Annotated in this window: 20 protein-coding genes and 2 pseudogenes; 6 read left to right on the forward strand and 16 right to left on the reverse strand. The window is 68.3% G+C overall.

Features of this window, described 5'->3' with window-relative positions; translation table 11 throughout:
• Positions 1–62 precede the first annotated feature (62 nt).
• Positions 63–1031: an alpha/beta hydrolase gene (locus ACZ69M_RS38760; RefSeq protein ID WP_470057480.1), complete on the reverse strand. Its 969-nt coding sequence runs from the start codon at positions 1029–1031 to the stop codon at positions 63–65.
• 142 nt (positions 1032–1173) lie between these two features.
• On the opposite strand from ACZ69M_RS38760, the pseudogene ACZ69M_RS38765 reads away from it, so the two are divergent.
• Positions 1174–1712, forward strand: a pseudogene (locus ACZ69M_RS38765) (transposase family protein); the annotation flags it as partial.
• A gap of 324 nt (positions 1713–2036) precedes the next feature.
• Here ACZ69M_RS38765 and ACZ69M_RS38770 read toward each other — a convergent pair.
• The 11 genes from ACZ69M_RS38770 to ACZ69M_RS38820 all read right to left on the reverse strand — a co-directional run bounded on the left by ACZ69M_RS38770 (position 2037) and on the right by ACZ69M_RS38820 (position 11563).
• Entirely contained in the window at positions 2037–2834 is a 798-nt protein-coding gene (locus tag ACZ69M_RS38770) for a maleylpyruvate isomerase family mycothiol-dependent enzyme (protein WP_470057482.1), read from the reverse strand.
• A 36-nt stretch (positions 2835–2870) separates the two neighbouring features.
• Positions 2871–3779 carry an NAD(P)-dependent oxidoreductase gene (locus ACZ69M_RS38775; protein WP_470057484.1) on the reverse strand — a complete coding sequence of 303 codons (909 nt, stop codon included), beginning with the start codon at positions 3777–3779 and terminating at the stop codon, positions 2871–2873.
• A gap of 89 nt (positions 3780–3868) precedes the next feature.
• Entirely contained in the window at positions 3869–5251 is a 1383-nt protein-coding gene (locus ACZ69M_RS38780) for an NADP-dependent succinic semialdehyde dehydrogenase (protein WP_470057486.1), read from the reverse strand.
• 387 nt (positions 5252–5638) lie between these two features.
• A complete protein-coding gene (locus tag ACZ69M_RS38785) occupies positions 5639–6334 on the reverse strand; it encodes a type 1 glutamine amidotransferase domain-containing protein (protein ID WP_470057488.1) in 696 nt (231 codons plus the stop codon).
• Positions 6335–6825: 491 nt separating this feature from the next.
• Positions 6826–7530 (reverse strand): alpha/beta hydrolase, encoded by a 705-nt coding sequence (locus tag ACZ69M_RS38790; RefSeq protein ID WP_470057490.1) that lies wholly within the window; start codon positions 7528–7530, stop codon positions 6826–6828.
• Positions 7531–8013: 483 nt separating this feature from the next.
• On the reverse strand, positions 8014–8931 hold the full coding sequence (locus ACZ69M_RS38795) for an NADP-dependent oxidoreductase (RefSeq protein WP_470057492.1): 918 nt from the start codon (positions 8929–8931) through the stop codon (positions 8014–8016).
• Between the two features lie 176 nt (positions 8932–9107).
• Positions 9108–9371 carry a hypothetical protein gene (locus ACZ69M_RS38800; RefSeq protein WP_470057493.1) on the reverse strand — a complete coding sequence of 88 codons (264 nt, stop codon included), beginning with the start codon at positions 9369–9371 and terminating at the stop codon, positions 9108–9110.
• A gap of 111 nt (positions 9372–9482) precedes the next feature.
• Positions 9483–9785, reverse strand: coding sequence for a hypothetical protein (locus tag ACZ69M_RS38805; protein WP_470057495.1), 303 nt, complete (start codon positions 9783–9785; stop codon positions 9483–9485).
• Between the two features lie 142 nt (positions 9786–9927).
• A complete protein-coding gene (locus ACZ69M_RS38810) occupies positions 9928–10299 on the reverse strand; it encodes a hypothetical protein (RefSeq protein WP_470057497.1) in 372 nt (123 codons plus the stop codon).
• 83 nt (positions 10300–10382) lie between these two features.
• Positions 10383–11174 (reverse strand): class I SAM-dependent methyltransferase, encoded by a 792-nt coding sequence (locus tag ACZ69M_RS38815; RefSeq protein WP_470057498.1) that lies wholly within the window; start codon positions 11172–11174, stop codon positions 10383–10385.
• A 134-nt stretch (positions 11175–11308) separates the two neighbouring features.
• Entirely contained in the window at positions 11309–11563 is a 255-nt protein-coding gene (locus tag ACZ69M_RS38820) for a transposase (RefSeq protein WP_470057500.1), read from the reverse strand.
• Between the two features lie 200 nt (positions 11564–11763).
• Between ACZ69M_RS38820 and ACZ69M_RS38825 the strand changes: the two genes are divergently transcribed.
• Complete coding sequence (locus ACZ69M_RS38825; protein ID WP_470057707.1) at positions 11764–12135, forward strand: VOC family protein; 372 nt, start codon at positions 11764–11766, stop codon at positions 12133–12135.
• Positions 12136–12375: 240 nt separating this feature from the next.
• Here ACZ69M_RS38825 and ACZ69M_RS38830 read toward each other — a convergent pair whose 3' ends face one another.
• From ACZ69M_RS38830 to ACZ69M_RS38845, 4 genes are all read right to left on the reverse strand, one after another.
• Complete coding sequence (locus ACZ69M_RS38830) at positions 12376–12816, reverse strand: nuclear transport factor 2 family protein (RefSeq protein ID WP_470057709.1); 441 nt, start codon at positions 12814–12816, stop codon at positions 12376–12378.
• A 140-nt stretch (positions 12817–12956) separates the two neighbouring features.
• Positions 12957–13676 (reverse strand): Rossmann-fold NAD(P)-binding domain-containing protein, encoded by a 720-nt coding sequence (locus ACZ69M_RS38835; protein WP_470057501.1) that lies wholly within the window; start codon positions 13674–13676, stop codon positions 12957–12959.
• A 119-nt stretch (positions 13677–13795) separates the two neighbouring features.
• Positions 13796–14413: a TOPRIM nucleotidyl transferase/hydrolase domain-containing protein gene (locus tag ACZ69M_RS38840; protein WP_470057503.1), complete on the reverse strand. Its 618-nt coding sequence runs from the start codon at positions 14411–14413 to the stop codon at positions 13796–13798.
• A gap of 393 nt (positions 14414–14806) precedes the next feature.
• Positions 14807–15826 (reverse strand): GlxA family transcriptional regulator, encoded by a 1020-nt coding sequence (locus tag ACZ69M_RS38845; RefSeq protein ID WP_470057505.1) that lies wholly within the window; start codon positions 15824–15826, stop codon positions 14807–14809.
• 420 nt (positions 15827–16246) lie between these two features.
• Between ACZ69M_RS38845 and ACZ69M_RS38850 the strand changes: the two are divergent.
• From ACZ69M_RS38850 to ACZ69M_RS38865, 4 genes and pseudogenes are all read left to right on the forward strand, one after another.
• Positions 16247–17121: pseudogene (locus tag ACZ69M_RS38850) on the forward strand (acyl-CoA dehydrogenase family protein); the annotation flags it as partial.
• Complete coding sequence (locus ACZ69M_RS38855; protein ID WP_470057507.1) at positions 17118–18221, forward strand: enoyl-CoA hydratase/isomerase family protein; 1104 nt, start codon at positions 17118–17120, stop codon at positions 18219–18221. The pseudogene ACZ69M_RS38850 and the gene ACZ69M_RS38855, both read left to right, overlap by 4 nt.
• Before the next feature lie 421 nt (positions 18222–18642).
• The gene (locus ACZ69M_RS38860; protein ID WP_470057508.1) at positions 18643–19008 is read left to right on the forward strand and encodes a hypothetical protein; all 366 of its coding nucleotides are present in this window, start codon (positions 18643–18645) and stop codon (positions 19006–19008) included.
• 508 nt (positions 19009–19516) lie between these two features.
• Positions 19517–19915: a hypothetical protein gene (locus tag ACZ69M_RS38865; protein ID WP_470057510.1), complete on the forward strand. Its 399-nt coding sequence runs from the start codon at positions 19517–19519 to the stop codon at positions 19913–19915.
• The last annotated feature ends 13 nt before the right edge of the window (positions 19916–19928 follow it).

The following is a 19928-nucleotide window of genomic DNA, read 5'->3' on the forward strand; positions in this document are numbered from 1 at the left end:
CGCGAGCAGTCCGTCGAGCGCGGGCCACCGAGCTCGACCTCACATCACGGACATCGTTCGTGTCAGTCGTGCAGGGCGGTTTTGAGTGCGTCGATGGCGAGGTGACGAGCGACCTTGGTCGCGTTGGTGTCACGGAGTTGGTCCAGCATCAGGAAGTCGTGGACCATGCCCAGAACGCGGACCGCGGTGACGTCGACGCCGGCTTCACGAAGCTTGGCCGCGTAGGCCTCGCCCTCGTCACGCAGGACGTCGGCCTCGTCGGTGATGACCAAGGTCGGGGGCAGGCCGCGCAACTGGTCGATGCTGGCCCGCAGCGGCGAGGCGTAGGGCTCGGCGCGCTGGGCGGCATCGGTCGTGTACTGGTCCCAGAACCAGATCATTCCGTCCCGCGTCAGGTACTCCCCGTCCGCGAACTGCAGGTAGGACGGGGTGTCGAAGTCGGCGTTGGTGACGGGGTAGAGCAGGACCTGGCAACCGACCCGGACATCATCGCCCCTGTCCTTGGCCATCAGGGCGAGGGCCGCGGACATGTTTCCGCCCACGGAGTCACCGCACACGGCAAGGCGCGAGGCGTCCAGGCCGTGCTCTGCGCCTTCGCGGGCGGACCATTGGGCCACGGCGTAGTTCTGCTCGATCTGGGTGGGGTACTTGGCCTCGGGGGCCCGGTCGTAGACGGGGAAGACCGCAGCCGCGCCGGCGCCGACGGCGAGTTCGCGTACGAGACGGTCGTGGGTGTTCTCGTCGCCGAACACCCACCCGGCACCGTGGATGTAGAGGATGACCGGAAGCGTCCCGGAGATGCCGCGCGGGCGCACGATGCGGGTGCGTACCTGCCCCCACTTGCCGGCGTCGACGGTCACCCATTCCTCCTCGACGTCGGGTTTCGTGACACCTTCCCCGGTCTGCAGGCCGGCGAGGATGTCACGTCCCTGATTCGGCGGCACCTCGTAGATGCGCGGGTGCGGGGAGGTCGCCTCGGCAAGGTTTTGCGCCGCGGGTTCCAGGATCGGAGTGGGAAACACTGAAGGCATGCTGATCTTCCTTCCCCTGCAGGGTTCGGGGCAGTAACGGCGTCATATGCGTTATTTGCATAGATATATGCATCTCCGACCAGAATAGCGGGGCGGTGGTACGCCCGCGATGGCACCAGCCCGTCCCTGGGTGGGCAGAGGAAGGGCCACGGCAACGTGCTGGGCGCGGCTCGGAATTGCGGAGCAGATCCACGCGCTCGCCCTCCAGGCGTACGACCGCGTGATCGGCCTGGAGCTCAACGAACTGTCCGTGGACGGCTGTATTACCCAAGGCTCCGTGCGGTGGCGAGGAGCCGGGCGCTCTCCCGTGGACCGGGGTAAACAGGGCCTGAAGCACTCGGTGGCGACCGAGGGCAGAGGCGTTCCGCTCGGCATTGTGGCGACAGGGGCCAACCACCATGACTCCACGTGGCTCGTGGCCACACAGTTGGGCTTCACTGGGGAGATCGGCCGCAAGGGCGTCCCTGCCCGATTCAGGCCGGCAAGAGGTGGGTGGTGGAGCGCAGCCACGCGTGGATGAACGGCTTCGGCTAGCTTCGGCGCTGCACAGAGAGGTGCGGCCGCGTCGTGGACTTCTTCCTCTACCTCTCCGTCGCGATCGTCGCACTGTGCCTGCTCGTTCGCCGAGCGGCCCCGCGCTACCGCTGGGACAGCCGCTCCGCCACCAGGTGCCTGAATTGACGCCTAGAGTACGTCCGCGCACGCCGCGTTGATCATGACGTCAGTGATGACCTCGTTCTGGCGCTGAGCTTGCGGAAGGTAGGGCGGGACGAAGCCCGAGCGGATCCACATGTAGAGGCTGTCTGTGGGCAGGTGGGCAGGTGGGCAGGTGGACAGGTTGGCCGCTCGGCAGTCGAGGCGAGGGCCTCGGCGACGGCGGACTTGCCGGCGCCCGGCGGCCCACCGAGCAGCAGCAGACTCCCGGTCCGCGAGTTCACGCTGGAATCGTTCGTCGGCAATTCAGGTGAACGAGTAACTGTGGCCAGAGTACCCGTGCCGGCATCGTCAAATGATGTTGAGGCAGTCGAGGAACGGTGTGGCGGCCGAGGCGTTTCCTGTGATGCGGCAGTGGTCGCGCCAGGGCTTGCGGGTGGTGGCCCACGCGATGAAGTCGAGTGCCGTGCTGTGGACCCGAGTGGTGGCGTCCGCACCGGGTGCGACAGTGAGCCTTCCGTCTGGCCCGGACGCAGGGGAGACGGTGACGGTGGTGGCGCCTGGCCCGGTCAGGTCGAGCACAAGGGGCTTATCGACGGTGGCGGTGAGTTCGGGTCCCTGCATCTGGGGGAGGCCGGCGAGCATGAAGTCGACGGCGGGGGCGACCTGGTCGTCGGTCGGCTCCGGCAGGGTGAACGGGAGCGGGCCGTCCGGGGCGAGCATGTCGTTGCGCAGGTGGCAGAAGACGTTGAACGCCATGGTGTTCGCCAGGAGGTGGCGCGGATACGTCCCGAGCCCGGGCACCTCGACAGCCTCGTCGGCGCCGGGCGGTTCCTGGACCGCTTCCAGGAGGTCCAGCTGCCGGGGTGTGCTCCGCCGCCACTCGTCGAGGACCTCCGCATGACTCCAGCCGCGTCGTTCGTCGACGCGCAGGTCGTGGTACCGCTCGCGGTTCGTCGGCAGGGAAGGATCGGGCGGCGGCGGGTCCACCGCCTCGGAGGCGAGGGCCGCGAGGTGGGCCACTACGTCGATGACACGCCAGCCGGCGCACGCGGACGGCAGCTCCCATTGCTCATCGTTCACCTGGGGGATGATCTCAGCTAGTTGCGCCGTACTCGAACGTGCGGCGGCGATGCCGGCACGGGTCATCGGTCCTCCCTCGCCTCTCTCGGTGGGACGGCCCGGTCAGGATGCGGCCTGCCGGGACATGCGATAGGTCGCGGCGACGTCCGCGCGGCCGAGTCCGTCGTCGGCCGCGAGGCGGAGGCGTTCGCGTACGACTTCCGCGATGCCCAGGTGCAGGCCGGCGGCACGGGCGGTGTCGGTGATCAGACCGGCGTCCTTGGCCGCCGCTTCAAGGGGGAAGGAAGGCGTGTCGACGTCGTCGTCGATCATCTTCGGGCCCTTGCTCTGGACGTACGGGCTGTTGAGGCCGCTGTCGTCGATGACCTCGATGACCAGGCGGGGGTCCACCCCCAGGGTGCCGGCGAGGGTGAGGGACTCCGCGATGCCCTCGACGGTGGTCAGGACCCAGGCGTTGTACGCGAGTTTGAGGCTGCTCGGCTGGCCGACCTCGTCGAGCCACACGGTGCGGGTGCCCACCGCCTCCAGGACCGGTCGCACCTCTTCCCGTGCCTCCCGCTGGGGAGAGGCCGCCAGGATGGTCAGGGTGCCGGCCACGGCCGGTTCCTTGGTGCCGAGGAGGGGGGCTTCGACGTACGCGACGTTCAGGCGGGTCGCCTGTACCGCGAGACGGCGAGACCCGTCCGGGGAGACCGTGCAGGTCTGCACCCACACCGTGTGGTCGCCCAGGCCGTCGCGGGCCTGGTCCATCACGTCGGCGACCACCTCTTCGTTCGCGAGCGCGGTCAGTACGATGTCGGCGCCTCGGCAGGCCTCGGCCGGCGTGTCGCACACCGCGGCGCCGGAGGCGGCCAGCGGTTCGGCGGCGGCACGGTTCCGGTTCCACGCGCGCAGCCCCACTCCCGCCGCCGCGATGTTGCGTGCCATGGCCTCCCCCATGGTCCCGGTGCCGAGCACGGCGACTACGGGCCTTACCTGCCCGGACGACGGGGTCCGGTTCGTTCCGCTCATCGTCGCGCCTCCATACGATCGACGCGCCGCGCGCCGCGCCGGCCGGCGCGCATGCCAGTGTTGTCGACTGCCGCCCGGTATCGGGGGGTTCAGGCGTCCTGGCCGATCCAGACGGTCTTGGCGTTCATGAACTCCCGCATGCCGAGGTCGGACAGCTCGCGTCCGTAGCCGCTGCGTTTGACGCCACCGAAGGGGATCTCGGGGTAGCTGGTCGTGTTGCCGTTGATGAAGGCCATGCCCGACTGCACGTCGCGGACGAAGAGTTCGCGTTCGGCCTCGTCCTCGCTCCACAGGTTCGACCCGAGGCCGTAGGGGTGCCCGTTCGCTTCCCGCAAGGCCTCTTCCAGGGAGGGGACTGTCCACACCTGCGCCACGGGCCCGAAGACCTCCTCGTGGTACATCCGCATCTCTGGCGTGACGCCGGTCAGCACGGTGGGCGGGTAGTACCAGCCGGGCCCGTCCGGGCGTTCGCCGCCCAAGAGGACCGACGCGCCCTTGGCGACGGCGTCGTCGACGTAGGACTCGACGTCCCGTCGGCCGGACTCGGTGGCCAGCGGTCCGACATCGGTGCCCGCGTCCATCGGGTCGCCCACCACCAGCGCGCCCATCTTCGCCACGAACATCTCGATGAATGCGTCAGCGATGTCTTCGTGCACGAAGAAGCGCTTGCCGTTGATGCAGGACTGGCCGTTGTTCAAGGTCCGTGCCTTGACCGCGACGTCGGTGGCCCGCTCCAGGTTCGTGGAGGGCATGACGATGAACGGGTCGGAGCCGCCGAGTTCGAGGACCACCTTCTTGATCTCGTCGCCGGCGATGGTGGCCACCGACCGCCCCGCCGGTTCACTGCCGGTCAGTGTCGCTGCCGCCACGCGCGGGTCGCGCAGCACCTGCTCCACCCTCCCCGCGGAGATCAGCAGGGTCTGGAACACGTCGTCGGGGAAGCCCGCGTCACGAAAGAGTTCTTCCAGGTACAAGGCGCATTGCGGCACGTTCGAGGCGTGCTTGAGCAGACCCACGTTCCCCGCCATCAGCGCGGGCGCAGCGAACCGCATGGCCTGCCACAACGGCAGGTTCCATGGCATCACCGCGAGTACCGCACCGATCGGCTGGTACGTCACGAACGTCTGCTGCGCGCCCACGCGCCCGCCGTCACCCTCCAGATCCCGCAGGAACGCGGGGCCCTCAGTGGCGTAGAAGCGCAGCCCGCGCACGCACTTGGCCACTTCCTCCTCCGCCGCCCGGAAGGTCTTGCCCATTTCCGTGGTGATCATCTCGCTGACGCTCTCGACCTCCTTCTCCAGACGGTCGGCCGCATGGTGCAGCCACTCCGCCCGCTGCTCGACGCTCGTCAGCCGGTACGAGGCGGCCGCAGCCGCCGCCCGGGCGAGCTTGTCCTCCAGTTCCTCAGGAGTCAGTTCGTCGAACCTCCTCAGGACCTCACCTGTCACGGGACTCGTCGTTGCGATAGCCATGAATCCACGCTATGACCGTCCGATAGAGTAGGCAATTCGCCCATTTGCCTCAGTTGGGACCGTGAGGTGGCATGCTCGCCGTCGGGAGGGAGTCGTACCTTCGAGATCAGCCGGAACCCCGCCGACCAGCAGCGACGCCCCGCCGAGCGGCTGCCACCCCGCCCGCTACCGATCACCACGCACAGCGCCCCGGGCCGCGGCGACGTCGTCGGATGCCCGGGCGTCGTCTTCGCAAGGCGATCACGTCCCGATTGCGCTCGATCGCAGAGAGCGCCAGTTCGTCGGGCCATGACATCCGGGATTCGAGGTCGGCACGCGAGCCGACCTGGACGGGCGGTCGAGGGTGGTTGCCCCCGGTCCGCTCCGTCCCGACGGCCTCCCCCTCGGTCAGGGCAGAGCCGCGACGAGTTCCTTGGCGAGAGGGCCCGAGGAGGCTGGATTCTGCCCCGTGAAGAGGTTGCGGTCCACGACGGTGTACGGTTCCCAGGCGGGACCCCGCGAATAGTGGGTGGGCAGCTTCTTCAACTCGTCTTCCAGCAGCCATTTGGCCTTGTCGGCGAATCCGACACCGGCCTCCTCCTCATTGCAGAAACCCGTCACACTGTAGTTCGCGAACGGTGTTTCGCCGTTTGCGTCACGCGTGGCGAGGAGAGCGGCCGGGGCGTGACAGACGATGCCGAGCGGATTGCCGGAAGCGAGTGCCTCACGCAGCAGTGCCCCGGAGTCGGGGTCGACCGAGAGGTCCTCCATCGGGCCGTGACCACCGGGGTAGTAGACCGCGTCGTAATCCTCCAGGCGCACCTCCTGGAGGGAGATGGGATGCCTCAGTTCATCCGCGGACTCGATGACGGCCTCCTCCCGGAGTGCGTTCTCTTCGCCGCCCGCCATACGGGGCTCCAGGCTCATCGTGTCCACAACGGGAACGACCCCAGCCGGAGTTGCCACGGTGACCTCGTGCCCGGCGTCGGTGAACACGCTGTAAGGCGCGACGAACTCCTCGGCCCAGTACCCGGTGGGATGTCGGTGCCCGTCCTTCATGGTCCAATAGCTCGCACCGGTCAGCACACACAATATCTTGGCCATGAGAAGCTCCTCGGTAAGGTGTTGCCCTGGAACGGGCATGAGGCGACCAGGTTTCACGTGCCCATCAAGTGTGAGCGTGCGTCTTGGTGACGGCAACTTGTGGCCGACCGAGGCATACACGCATCGGCCTCGCGGAATTTCAACAGGATTTCGACGCCGCCATGAATGAAATGTGCGACACGAGTAAACCCCGTTTTGGTGAAGCGTTTTCGGCGATGCGTTTTCTTTCGGGCGAGGAGGTCTGACCGAGAAATTGAACTGACCGATCCGGCGTACTGAAGGCCTGCCGTGATCAAGCGCTGGTTGACTGCTTGGGGGCGAAGCGCGGCCGGCGTGCCTCGGAGTGGTGGCCGAGGAGGGCCTGCGCCACGCCATGGCAAGGCACTTACATCACAACATGACGCAGCACGGCCTTTTTTCGTGCCCGCGCACCAGCCCAGAGTCAGGACTCATTTGGCGAGTGCTGCGTGGGCGCCCTGTTTCCGGTCGCCCTATTTCCACATGTAGTTCTCGGCGGCGTCGACGATCAGATTCTTGACCGCCTGCGGATGTGAGACCAGGGACACGTGCGAGGAGTCGATCTCCACTGTCTTTCGGGCGTTCGCCCGCTTCGCCTCGTACCGCTCCAGGCTCGGGTTGATCGCCTGGTCCTGTTTGCCGACAAGGACGTAGACGGGTCTGTTCCGCCATGCGGCGCCGGTGAGCTTGTCCGTGAACGCCGACAGCGCGATCGGACGCTGTGTGACTGCCATGATGTCGGTCTGACTCGTGGGCAGGTCCGCGGCGAAGACCTGGTGCAGTTTGTTCGGCTGTACGTACACGTCCGTGCCGGTGGTGCCGTCGCCGTTGCGGAAGGGCACCTGCTTCAGAGCCTTGGTGAGCGGTGCGGGGGCGAACTTCGCGGAGAGGCTGGAGAAGGACTCTCCCACATCGGGCATGATCGCGTTGATGTACACGAGGGCCTTGACATTGTTGTTTCCTGCGGCAGCCTGCGAGATCACCTCTCCGCCGTAGGAATGACCGACCAGGACGATCGGCCCCTTGACGGACTTCAGGAAACTCGCGAGGTAAGTCGAGTCCTGGGGGATACCGCGGAGGGGGTTTGCCGGTGCGGCCACCGTGTAGCCGTTCTGCTGGAGCCGTTTCACGACACCGTTCCAGCTCGACGCGTCGGCGAAGGCGCCGTGCACGAGCACGATAGTGGGCTTCTCCCTGCCGGGATCACCGCTCGGGCCACCTGCCTGCGCCGTTACGGGTGTCAGGGCGTAGGTGATTCCCGATACCGCCAGAAGCGCCGCACTCCAACGGACGATGTTCAGGTTGCGGCGCGACGTGCAGGATATTCGCATGTCATTCCTTCGGTGCGAGGGCGTCGAGCGAGGCCCGGGATTCCAGCGTCGAGGACACCTGCCGCCATGTCCCCGCGCACGGGCCATCCGAGTGAGCGCACCCCGGTGGTGTGGAGTCTCCCGCTCGCTCGATGACTTTGCTCCCGGGTTGCTTGCGCAGGCCCCTCCAGGACGCCGTCGACGGTGAGGATCTGGCTGCTGAGCCAGGCGATGGCGAGGTCGGTCAAGGCACAGGATGGTGGTGACCTCGCGTGGTTTGCCGTGGCGGCGGGGGATGCGGCTGGGCCTCTGCCTGCTTGAGCTGCTCGACAGTTGCCTCGGGCAGCCGGGCTAGGGCCGGAGCACGATCTTGCCGTGGGTGTGCCGTCGTTCCAGTTCGCGGAACGCGTCGCGTACCCGTTCCAGCGGGTAGGTGCGGGCGATCGGCACCTCCAGCTCTCCGCGCGCGGCAAGCCGGGCCAGCTCGCCGAGTACGACCGCGCACGCCGCCGCGCCTTCTCCGTAGGTTCGCGCCCCCACCCTGGCTGCCGCCTGCCAGTCGCTGATCGTGTTGATCCGCTCGGGCCGCACGCCCAACTCCACGGCCAGTTCCACGTAGCCGTCGCCGAAGGTGTCGATGAACGCGTCGACGTTTCCGCCGGAAGCCTGCTGGATCTGTTCGGCCGCGTCCTGCCCGTACTCGACCGGGATGACACCGAGATCCTTCAACCAGGCGTGGTTCTGCTCGCCCGCCAGCCCGATCACCGTGGCGCCGCGCCGCCGCGCGAGCTGTACGGCGAGAGACCCGACGCCGCCCGCCGCACCGGACACGACAACCGTGTCGGCCGGTTGGGGGTCCACAGCGAACAGGGTGGCGTACGCGGTCGTTCCGGCCACGTACAACGACCCGGCCACGTCCCAGGACAGCCCCTCCGGGCGCGAGATCAGATTCACATCGTCGACCACGACGAACTCCGCGTGGCTCGCCCTGTGATGGGTGAAGCCCAGAACCTCGTCGCCCACCGCGACGCCGCGCACTTGCGGACCGGCTTCCACCACGACGCCGGCCAGATCGCTGCCCTGCCCGGAGGGGAACGTCGCAGGCCAGCGCCCGTGCCGGGCGCCCTTGCGGATCATCGTCTCGCCGGGCTGGATCCCGGCCGCGCGGACCTCGACAAGGACCTGCCCGGGGCCGGGCGTCGGCCGCTCCACCTCCTCCACCCGCAACACATCGATCCCGCCGTACTCGTGGAACCGCACCGCCTTCATCGCGTGATCACCGCTCTTCCTCGTTCGGACAGGTCTTGGACGGTCACGCCCCGGACGGTCACACAGCGACCGGGCCATCGCACTCAACGGTTCAGGAACGGACCTGTCTTCCCAGGATCAACGGTCCGGGGAAGTATTTGACGAACGGTGAGCATGCACCATCTTGAAATAGGTGGTCAGGGGTGGTGCTGTGCGAGGGCGCTCGTGCTCGACCGGGCGCGTCCGCTGGCGAGCATCCAATTGCCCGCTTCCTTCTGGCCGGTGGTGAGCTTGGCCGCGCGGGTGGCCTTGAAGCCGTTGACGACCACGGGGCCGTTCTGGTCGTCGTTCAGGCCCATGAAGCTCAGATCGGCCAGGGCGCCGAGACTGGCGGCGCGCAGGTGGGCGAGGAGGTGGTCGCGGCGGCGGGCGGCGGTGATGTCGTGAGTGCGGCCGGGCACGGGCAACGGAGATCCAGATCATCCGGGCTCGCTCGCGATCTTCTTCAGGGCACGGTCCAGCCGCGAGGCTCACGCAGCGAGCAGGCCGATGATCGCGTCGTCCCAACGTCCCTACGCCCCGACGGTCGTGGCAGAGATGTTGTCGCCGCCTGCCATGTCGGCCAGGCGCTGGTCGTGCCGCAGTACCGCGAGGACGACCAGCGCGATTATCCCGGGCGGCAGCACCCGCCGGCGCGGGCATATCGCCTTCAGGTGGCGACGCAGCAGGTCGGCGATGTGGGCCAAGGTGCGCGTGGACAGCGGCAGATGACATGGGTGGACAAGAAAGACGGCGCCCCTGGCGAACTCTGCCTGCTGTCCGTCCCGCTCCGCACGACGCGTGGCGATCCGCTCCCGCACCTCGGGGTCCGCCATGGGCCGGATCGTACGAGCGGCACTGGCGACGACGAGCGGGAAACCCCGAAACCGCCCTGACAGATGATGCGCACGGCAGACTGCCGTCCCCGGCCAGTGCGAGCACCCCCGAACAACGTCACACCAGGCCCCTGACCTGCCTTCACGATGGCGGCGGCTCAGTCTTGAGCCTGTCGGCAGGCACTCGCTCGATGCGGGTCCAGCCCCTCCAGCCACGCTCCTCCAAGATCGCCAACAAGCGCTCGGCACCCGGTGAGGACTCGACCATGGTTGAGTCCATCAGATCGACGAACTGGTCATCGAAGCCGTCAGCACCCACCTCGCCGGCCTCCACCGCGCGAATCCTCAGGCGCTCCAGGATGTCGACGACCTCGACGACCCGCGGATCGTCGGCCGGCCAGTCGAGTGCACCCCTGAGAAAGCTGGAGAGCCTCACCATGTCGGGGTCGTCCAGCTGCTCGTGCTTCTTGGCGATCACGGCGTCGATCAGATGCGGCACCTGGGCGGTGATCATGATCCAGGCATCCCGCTGGGCTGGCACAGCACTCCACTTGGCCATTCGGAGACACGGCCGTCTCGGTCGGCCTCACGGCTGGGTCAGCCCGGCTTGACCGCCAGCGTCGCAAAATAGTGCGACATGTATTGAGCGGATGCGTTGGATTGGTGCGGCGCTTCCGCGAAGCCGGTGAGGACGAACCCCGCAGCGAGTTGCCCGCCGATCTGGTCGGTGAGGGTGTGGCTGTATTCAAGAGCGGCATCCGCGCCGAACTTCGTGGCGCGTTCCTCGGCGGAGTAATGCGTGACATCGCTGTAGGGCAGCTTGTGCACGACGGTCAGCTCGCCGCGCTCGTCGAGCGCCTCGTGGTCGAACAAGTACACATCAGGGTTGAGGAAGCCCACGAGCAGAGTTCCGCCCGGTCGCAGGGCGCGGAAGCACTCACGCCACACCGCTGCCAGGTCTGGTACGAACAGGTTGGAGACCGGATGGAATACGACGTCGAATGTTGCGTCGCCGAAGGCGCTGAGGTCGCGCATGTCGCCCAGGACGGTGCGCAGCTCGAGTCCGTCGCGCGCCGCCACCATCTGGTCCTGGCCGAGCTGGCGGGGTGAGTTGTCGAATACGGTGACCCGTGCCCCTGCGGCGGCGAGGATCGGACCCTGCTGGCCACCGCCGGAGGCCAGGCACAACACGTCCTTGCCGGTCAGGTTCGTCGGCAGCCAGGAGCGGTCGACTGGCTCACGCCCGATGAGAACAATCGACCAGTCGCCCATGCGGGCGCGCTCGACATCCTCAGCACTCACCGGCCTCGACCACTCGTTGCCCTCTTGGACATACTTGTCCCAGGCTGCCCGATTGTGGGCAACCGGGTCGACACCAATGTCCTGCACGTTTAACTCCCTGCTACAGCCAAGCGGAGACAGTTCGGTGCCGCTAGCCAACACGATTGCAGGGTGCGGGCTCAACGAAATTAGCGGGCATCGAGGTGTCCACGAGCTCGACGGGTGGTCACGCAGCGGGTGCGTCAGCGCTGGTTGCCGGAGTTGCGGAAGCCGTAGGCGTCGCGGGCGATTGTCTTGATGACCCGGCTGGTGCCTTCGAAACCGGCGTTGGTGATCCCGGTGTGCAGGAACGCAAGGATCTCTGGCCACCATGTCTCGACGGTTGTGGCTGGGCGCTGCAGTTCGGGAAGGCCGGCGTCGGCGCATCGGCGGTAGAACCGGTACGGCAGATCGCGGAAAACGACAGAAAGGGGTCGCGGGTCCCATCTCGCCCCCACCCGACCAAGCCCCTACCACCCGGCTTGATCTGGAACCCCGCGTCTTGTTCGTTCCCACGGCCAACTGATCAAAGTCTGGGCGTCGTTGAAGCCCGGGCGCGGATCGGGTCGACCCGCCGCTCCCGGGTGCCCATAGCCTCGCGGCCCTGAGCTGTTTAAGGAGTGGCTGCGTGCGGTTGATGCCTTGTAGGGTCCCAACCATGGCTTGTCGCATTTCCGAGCTGGTGGTCGATTGCCGCGATCCGCAACGGCTGGCGGCGTTCTGGTGCGAGGTGTTGGGCTTCGTCGTGCTCGACATCGACGACGGCGCGGTGGAGATCGGACCACAGGAAGGGTTCGGCGGATTGCAGCCGACTCTGGTCTTCAGCCCCACCACCGACCCCAAGGCGGGCAAGCTGCCGCTGCACATCGACGTCAACGCCACCGACCGCGATCAGGACGCCGAACTCGAACGCCTCCTGAAGCTCGGGGCGCGCCCGGCCGACATCGGCCAGACCGGCGAGGAGCCCTGGCACTGCCTGATCGACCCCGAAGGCAACGAATTCTGCCTCCTGCGAGCCCGCTTGAGCTGAGCATCGGCCCGCGTCGGCGAACGCAAGCGTCAGGGGATGGGGATGCGAACCGGTTCGTCCGCCGGCGCAGCAGATCCATCCCGTAGGGGCGCGGCGTCCGAGGTGAACTGTTCGCCGCCGTAAGGTTCTTGAAGAACTCTGCAGCAGGCTGGATCGGTCTGCCCCATGGGTTCAGCAACTGGGCGGGCTCCCAAGGGGCATCTATCTCCCGTAACTCACCGATTTCGAACTCTTCCTCCTCTAGCGATCCTTCGTCGGCCATCCGATGGCGCGGAAGACAGCGACGGGGTCCAGACGGTCCCGCCCATGCGTCACCCGGCGGTCCTTGACGGTGATCACTGAGACGAAGTGGTTGTCGTAGGCACGCCCGGTGTGGACCGCACGTCCGTGCGCCGCGTACTCGAGCACGACCACGGACGTCTCGGCATCCCGGTGGACAGCGAGTCCGTCCGCGCTGTGCAGGGCCATGCCATCGCCGTAGCCGCGGTACAGGTCGGCAACCGCGCGGGGTCCCTGAACACGGCGCGGGTAGCCGGGTACGGAGATCACGTACTCGAAGACCACATCCTCGGCCAGGAGGTCGAAGAAGTGCTCACCGTCGACGAGGCCCGCCAGCCCCTCCCGGATGATCCGGAAGAACGGGTCCAGCGCTGCGAAGTCGGTGATGTCGTCGATGGACATGGTCACCCCGCCATCGGAGAGGTCCAGGCGTGGACGCTGCGCCGGGTGAAGTCGTGGAAGGTGGTCGCGGGCCGGCCGGTGTCCTTCTCGACGTCGTCGTTGGGCGTGGAGCCGTTGCCGGAGATGACGCTGCTGGTCAGCTAGCGAAGCATGACCGCGTAGTCGGCCGGGACGAGTCCGGCAGCGACCGCGCCGTCGATCCATACGTCGGGGTCGATGTCGTGGTGCGTGACAGGTCGGCCGGTCACGGCGGCGATGGTGTCGGCGACTTCGTCGACGCTGAGGGCCTGCGGGCCGGTGGGCGCGTACCGCGCGCCGGCGTGGGCGTCGGGGGCGAGCAGCGTCTCGACGGCGACCGCGACGATGTCGGCCGCGTCGGCGAAGGCTTCCCTGCCACCGCCGGCGGGGACAGTGATCACCCCGTCGACGACCGGTACGTGGGCGTCGCTGAAGTTCTGCATCACCCGGGCGGGTCGCAGGATGGAGTGGGTGATGGCAGCTCGGGCGGCGAGGTCGGCCTCGACGGCCCTGATGTCGACCTCCGGTGGCGCCTGGTCGGCGCGGTAGGTGCTGAGGTAGGTGACATGGCGTACCCCGGAGGCTGCGGCGAGGTCGAGGAAGGCGGCCACGCGGTCGGCGTAGGTGACCCGCGGAACGGGTGTGACGAGGTAGAGGCGGTCCACTCCGGCGAGGGCTGGCGCGTGGGTGGTCGGGTCGTCCCAGTCGAACAGTACGTCGGCGCCGTGGCGTGCCGCGGCGCGGGCGCTCAGCCCCCGCTCGGCGAGCCTCTTCGTGGCCGCCTTCCGGCGCCACCACGGCGAGCCGCCGGGGGCCCGGCGGCAACGGGAGTCACTCCGCACGCAGGCAGGCCCCGGGAACGATCCCCACACCCGCTGACACCCGCCCGCCGCTCCCCGCATGACGGACGGTGGGACACTGCGCCCGAAGTCGCTGCCGTGACCGCGTTTTCGCGCATCGGTCACAGACTCGTGAAGAGGTCGTCGAGCGGGGCCGGTACCTGTCCGGGGTCGAGGTTCTCGACCAGGAGATGCCCATAGCGGATTTTGCGGCCCTTCTTCGTGCCGAGGAAGCGCCGCAACTGCTGCGGCCGGGGCCGACCGTGGTGTGCGGGCTGGTGCAGGAAGGTCTGCCAGGCCCGCAGATCGCCCTCGGCCTGGATGATTTCCTCGACGCGCGCCGTGCCCAGCGCGCGGATGAGTTCGTCCTCCAGGTCCGCCACGCAGACGAAGAAGCCCCGGTGCGGCGCCCGGGCCCGCTTCAATCCGCGGTCGTAGAAGCGCTGCTCGCCCTCGTCGCACAGTCCCCTCAACTGCAGGCCGAGTCCGGGTGGCCCGAGAAGACCGGCGTAGCGGCCGACACTCATCGCCCCGCCCATCGATACGACGCACACCCCCTCGGCGGCCAGGTCCCGGCCACGCCGTGCGGCCAGCGCCTCGACGGCCGCGAGGTCACTCGGTCCTTCCAGCAGCACCGCAGTGCGCAGCCCCAGTTGCACAACCAGATCGCTCACCGGTCCGCCGGGACCGCCGGCGGCCCAGCGGCTGACCGCGTCCCGGAATGCGTTCATGTACGCCATGAAGCGAGTCTGCACTTCCGCCGACCGGCACGGCACGGGAATATTCGACGGCACCGCTCGACATGTCCAGAATTCTCATCACCTGGGCCGACGTCGCCTGAGCCGGACGCTGAAGCAGGAGTCGGCGGCGGGGGAACTCGGCGATGCCGGACGGGACGCCGGACTCACGCGGGGGGCACGCCATCTCGTCGCCATGATGCTCAGCCCGCCGTGTCGGGGCTGTCAGGGCTGACGGGGCTGAGGGGCTGTCGGGTCTGCCGGGGTTGGCGGGGCTGTCGGGTCGAGGATGCGGGTGTGGCCTTTGCTGCCGGTTCGGTGGGCTGCGTCGGCTGAACCGGCTCCAGTGAGGTGACGGTCACCGCCATCGGCTGGTTGTGCCTCGTTGTGGCTTGGCTACGGAGACACCGCCGCGGGTGCTGGATCCTTCGTGCCCACGCCGGTGGTGCGGAAGCTGGTCCGGAATGCGCCGGGTGTCACGCCCAGGTGTCGTACAAACGCTCTGCGGAGCGACTCGGGTGAGCCGAACCCAGTGCGCCGTGCCACTACCGGCAGGGAGTCGTCACCCGCCTCCAGCAGCGCCTGGGCGGCTTCCAGTCTGACCTGCTCGACGTAGCGGCCTGGAGTGGTTCCCACCTCTTCGTCGAAGAGCCGGGTCATGTGCCGGACGCTGACGCCTGCTCTGCGGGCCATGGCCGTGAGTGTGTGGTTGGCCCCAGGGTTCTCGGCGACGGTGTCCAGGACCCGGCGGAGCATCTCCTGGCGCGCGTGAGGCGCCCGGGAGCGGACGCTGAACTGGGATTGGCCGCCCGGCCGTTGCATGAAGACGACCATGTCCTTGGCGACCGACCGGGCGACCTCCGCACCGTAGTGATCTTCGACCAGCGCCAGGGACAGGTCGATACCGGCGCTGACACCTGCCGAAGTCATCATCCGCCCGTCCCGTACGAAGATGGCGTCCGGCTGGACCCGAACGGACGGGAAACGCGCGGCCAGTTGCCGTGAATGCCGCCAGTGCGTCGCGGCGCGGCGGCCGTTGAGAAGTCCGGCTGCGGCCAGCAGGAACGCTCCTGTGCACACCGATGCCGTGCGGCGGCTCTTCTCGTTCAGCTGCCGGACCGTATCCAAAAGAGTGTCGTCCTTGATCAGCGTCTCCCATTCCGGGCCGCCCGGGATCACCAATACGTCGTACGGTTCTTGTACGTCGTCGGCGGACAGGTCGGCGCTGAGGCGGATCCCGGCGGAGGTGATGACCTCCGCCCCGTCCTCGGACGCGATCTGCACCCGATAACGCCCGCCGAACTCGTTCGCCGTCGTCAGCACCTCGATCGGACCGGTCACATCGAGCAGCCGCACGCCCGGAAAGACAAGCACGGTCACGACGAGCGGATCCATTGCCGGGCGCTTGTGGTTCATCGGATGCCTCCGGGCTGTGCGCGGTGTGGACACTGGATCGGCAGGGCGTTGGCGAGGGTATGCCCGCCTCGGCATGCCGCCGCATCGCCTCGGGATCGGGGCGAGAGCCTCGCAAACAGCCCAGGCGCCGACGTAACCGACCCCGATTGCCGAGTGTGCACCGTCGCGTCTCCTGTGGAATGCGGCAGGGCGTGTCCTGACAGGTGCCGCGGGCCGCACGGCCGCACGAGCCCCGTCCAAGGGCCGTAACCGTCCCCGGTCCGCCCAGTCGTCGGATTTCCCTGTGCTCATCATGTGCCGGTGACCCGTGCCGAAGCCACGACCGGTTTGCTACCTGCTGGGAGGCACAGCCTCTCAGTCCGCCTTTCGTGGCGGCTGACGGACCCTCCGCGTCTGCGGGTACGGCGCCGGCGGACCGCACACATGGTCGCCTGGACGATCGACCACTACGGCGAGCCGGCCCAACGAGACCGATGGCTGCCCCGGCGCTGCGCCATGGAGGGCCTGTCGAGCCACTGCCTGACCGAACCGGTCGCCGGATCGGACGCCGCCGCTCTGCGTACCCGTGCCGTCCGCGACGGCGGCCACTACGTCCTGACCGGGGTCGAGCAGTTCACCTCCGGCGCGGAGCCTCCCAGGTGTACGTCGTCCTGGCACGCACCGGCGCCGACGGCCCGCACGGCATCTCCGCGTTCCTCGTCGACAAGGACGACCTCGGCCTCTCCTTCGGCGCCGACGAGCGGAAGACGGGCTGGAACGCCCAGCCCACTCGCCAGGTGATCCCGGGCGGCGTCCGACCGCCCGTCGACCGGCTGCTCGGCCACGAGGGCGAGGGCTTCCGCATCGCCATGAACGGCCTCTACGGCGGACGCTTCGGCATCGCCGCCTTCTCCCTCGGCGGCGCCTGCAACGCCCTGGACCGCAGTGTGGCCCACCTCGTCGACCGGAAGGCGTTCGGCGGCCGGCTGCTCGACGCGCAGGCGCTCCAGGTCCGGCCGGCGGACATGGCGACCGAACTGGTCGCCGCCCGCGCGCTGGTCCACCAGGCCGCCCAGGCTCTGGACCGCTGCGATCCGCAGGCACCGTACCTGTGCGTGATGGCCAAGCGGTTCGCCACCGACACCGGATACTCCGTCGCCGACCGGGCCCTGCAACTGCACGGCGGCTACGGCTGTCTGAGCGAGTATGGCATCGAGAAGATCGTCCGCGACCTGCGAGTCCACCAGATCCTGGAAGGAACCAACGAGATCATGCGCGTCATCGTGGCCCATGGCCTGACGGAGGCATTCGGATGACCGACACAGACGACACCGTGCCGCCGACCGGTACCGACGACTCCCTGCTGCTGCGCACCGAGGGCCGCGCCGCGTACCTCACCCTCAACCGGCCCAAGGCGCTCAACGCCCTCACCCACGCGATGGTCCGCCGCATCGGCCTCGCGCTGACGGCCTGGGAGCACGACCCGGCCGTGGAGACCGTCGTCCTCACCGGCGCGGGGGAGCGGGGCCTGTGCGCGGGCGGCGACATCCGCGCCATCCACGACGACGCCCGGAACGGGGACGGGACGGCGTCGCCGGCCTTCTGGCGGGACGAGTACCGGCTCAACGCCCGCATCGCCCATTACTCGAAGCCGTACGTCGCCGTGATGGACGGCATCGTCATGGGCGGCGGCGTCGGCGTCTCCGCCCACGGCAGCGTCCGGATCGTCACCGAACGCTCGCAGATCGCCATGCCGGAGACCGGCATCGGCTTCGTACCGGACGTCGGGGGCACCTATCTGCTCGCCCTCGCACCCGGGGAACTCGGCACGCACCTGGCGCTGACCGGATCCCCGGTAGGCGCGGGTGACGCCCTGCTGTGCGGCCTCGCCGACCTCTACGTACCGTCGGAGTCCCTGCCAGGGCTGCTCGCCGACCTCGCCCACGCGCCGGTACGACAGGTCCTGGGCCAGTACGCACGGCGGGAACCGCCCGGTGAACTCGCGGCAGCACGGCCCTGGATCGATGCCTGCTACGCCGCCGACACCGTCGAGGAGATCATCGACCGCCTCCTTGAACACGGAGGTAGTGCGGCCAAGGAGACCGCCGAGACCCTGCTCACCAGGTCTCCGACCTCCCTCAAGGTCACCCTCGCCGCACTCCGCAGAGCCCGGCGGCTGGGTCCACTGGAGAAGGTGCTGGACCAGGAGTACCGAGTCTCCTGCGCGGCCCTCACCGCACCCGACCTGGTGGAGGGCATCCGGGCCCAGGTCATCGACAAGGACCGCAGCCCGCGCTGGACACCGCCGACGCTCGCCGAGGTCGACGACGCGGACGTCGAGCGCTTCTTCACGCCCCTCGGCGAGCGGGAACTCGGCCTCGCCGCATCCGACACCCCGCAGGAGATGCCCTGGTGAGCAGGCCCGTCGTGCTCATCGGGCTGGGACACACGGGCGGCCCGGTGGCCGCCAACCTGGTCAAGGCCGGCCACCGGGTACTGCCGCCCCCGCCTGGCAGTCGCCGGCCGACTACACCCTGGACGCCGGCCACTTCGACTGGGGCCTCTTCGACCGGGACGACGACGATCCCGACCCCGCCTTCGAGGAATCCCTCAACGCCTGTTACCAGCAACCCGGATGGCTCGCGACCGTCCCCAAGACCTGCGGCGCGCTCTTCAATCCAGGACGGCCCCTGCTGCCGGCGGCCGCCCCACTCGCATGTTCCGTTCCGCTGCTTCGCTGCGGCCAACTGTCGGTGCTGAGTGCTTGTATTCGTGCCATGACAGCATCAGTATTTCCGGCTCCGCCCGATCGTATTGAGCGGCGGGACGTCACCGTCATGCAGCAGGCCACCGTCGATGAGCTGACCCATATTCAGCGGCTGTGGCCGTCGTTCGAGCAACTGGTCGGGCTGCGGGGACGCAAGATGTACGCGCAGATCGACGAACTCCAAAACACTTACACGGTGTGCACGCCGGTCAAGGAGCACGACAGCCCGGACCGCCTGGGCCTGCAGTTGGGCACCTTGGCAGGGGGCTGGTACCTGCGGGGCCGCCTTGTCGGCGAACCGCCTCAGATCTATGGGCGGATCGCCGATGGGGTCGCCGAGTTGCAGGCAGCGATGCCGGCCGATGACACCCGGCCGCTGGTCGAGTTCTACCGCCGCCACGACCAGATTGAGCTGTGGCTGCCGATCCGGTCGTGACACCGGCTCAGCGGTACAGCAGGCCAACCGAGAGAAGCAGCCCAGCGCACCCGCCGGTCAAACGCCGAAGAGGTCGAGGAGCGGTGGGACCTGGACAACCTTTCGAGCTCGACGATTCCTGGGACGCTCTGCGCCGTTGCTTCACGGACGGCGACCTCGCCTTCCACAACGGCGACTTCCCCTTGTCGCACGTCATCCTCGGCGCAGTGTCATGGCACGAAGGCGACGACTACGGTCGACAAGAGCGATGCGTATTTCGTCCCGGACAGCGATATCGCGCGCGTGACGGCAGAGGCGCGTCGTCAGTGCGCGCCGCGTATGCCCGACGGTTCGGCCCGCGCGCTGGACTGGGCGGCCCGGCAAGGGCTGGGCAAGGCGGGGGAGGCGGAGTTCCCCGGTACGAGGCAGGGCCGTAGTCCGCGCAGCTGGCAGGAAGCGGTCCGGGCGGGAGGCATCCCCTGGGTCGGGGAGCGGACCTGCGGCGCTCATCCCCACGTAGGCTGGTCGGGTGTTCAATCGGCTTGGCGTCAGCGTGTTGCCGCCGGGACCCAGATGGGCTGCTCAGCTGCGGTTCTGGGTCGACGGCGAGGAAGTGGTGGCGCAGGCGGTCGGTGAGGGAGGCCACGGTCCGTTTGCGGAGGAGGCGTTGCCTGCCGACGGTCACAGTCCTCTCTGGGCGACCGACGAGGGACGACGGGCAGTGCTGGGGGAGCCAGAGTGCACGGGCGGATGCTGCGGCTACCTGTCGGTGTTCGTGCAGCGTCACGGTGGCATCGTCGAGTGGTCCGATTGGCAGGTGCCTGTTGATCAGGCGCGCCCCCCGACGTTCCACTTTGATGTCGATCAGTACGACGGCGAAGTGACCCGAGCACTGGCAGACCGGTGGTGGCAGGTCCAGGTGGAGTGATGCGCCGCTCCGG

This window comes from Streptomyces sp. NPDC107454, assembly GCF_055582885.1.

Coding starts and splice junctions, on each gene's coding strand:
- ACZ69M_RS38810 (WP_470057497.1), bottom strand. CDS start 10,299: ATGATCACCGCCCAGGTGCCGCATCTGATCGACGCCGTGATCGCCAAG.
- ACZ69M_RS38860 (WP_470057508.1), top strand. CDS start 18,643: ATGCAGCAGGCCACCGTCGATGAGCTGACCCATATTCAGCGGCTGTGG.
- ACZ69M_RS38845 (WP_470057505.1), bottom strand. CDS start 15,826: ATGAACCACAAGCGCCCGGCAATGGATCCGCTCGTCGTGACCGTGCTT.
- ACZ69M_RS38760 (WP_470057480.1), bottom strand. CDS start 1,031: ATGCCTTCAGTGTTTCCCACTCCGATCCTGGAACCCGCGGCGCAAAAC.
- ACZ69M_RS38775 (WP_470057484.1), bottom strand. CDS start 3,779: ATGAGCGGAACGAACCGGACCCCGTCGTCCGGGCAGGTAAGGCCCGTA.
- ACZ69M_RS38855 (WP_470057507.1), top strand. CDS start 17,118: ATGACCGACACAGACGACACCGTGCCGCCGACCGGTACCGACGACTCC.
- ACZ69M_RS38830 (WP_470057709.1), bottom strand. CDS start 12,816: ATGTCCATCGACGACATCACCGACTTCGCAGCGCTGGACCCGTTCTTC.
- ACZ69M_RS38795 (WP_470057492.1), bottom strand. CDS start 8,931: ATGAAGGCGGTGCGGTTCCACGAGTACGGCGGGATCGATGTGTTGCGG.
- ACZ69M_RS38785 (WP_470057488.1), bottom strand. CDS start 6,334: ATGGCCAAGATATTGTGTGTGCTGACCGGTGCGAGCTATTGGACCATG.
- ACZ69M_RS38780 (WP_470057486.1), bottom strand. CDS start 5,251: ATGGCTATCGCAACGACGAGTCCCGTGACAGGTGAGGTCCTGAGGAGG.
- ACZ69M_RS38840 (WP_470057503.1), bottom strand. CDS start 14,413: ATGGCGTACATGAACGCATTCCGGGACGCGGTCAGCCGCTGGGCCGCC.
- ACZ69M_RS38770 (WP_470057482.1), bottom strand. CDS start 2,834: ATGACCCGTGCCGGCATCGCCGCCGCACGTTCGAGTACGGCGCAACTA.
- ACZ69M_RS38805 (WP_470057495.1), bottom strand. CDS start 9,785: ATGGCGGACCCCGAGGTGCGGGAGCGGATCGCCACGCGTCGTGCGGAG.
- ACZ69M_RS38825 (WP_470057707.1), top strand. CDS start 11,764: ATGGCTTGTCGCATTTCCGAGCTGGTGGTCGATTGCCGCGATCCGCAA.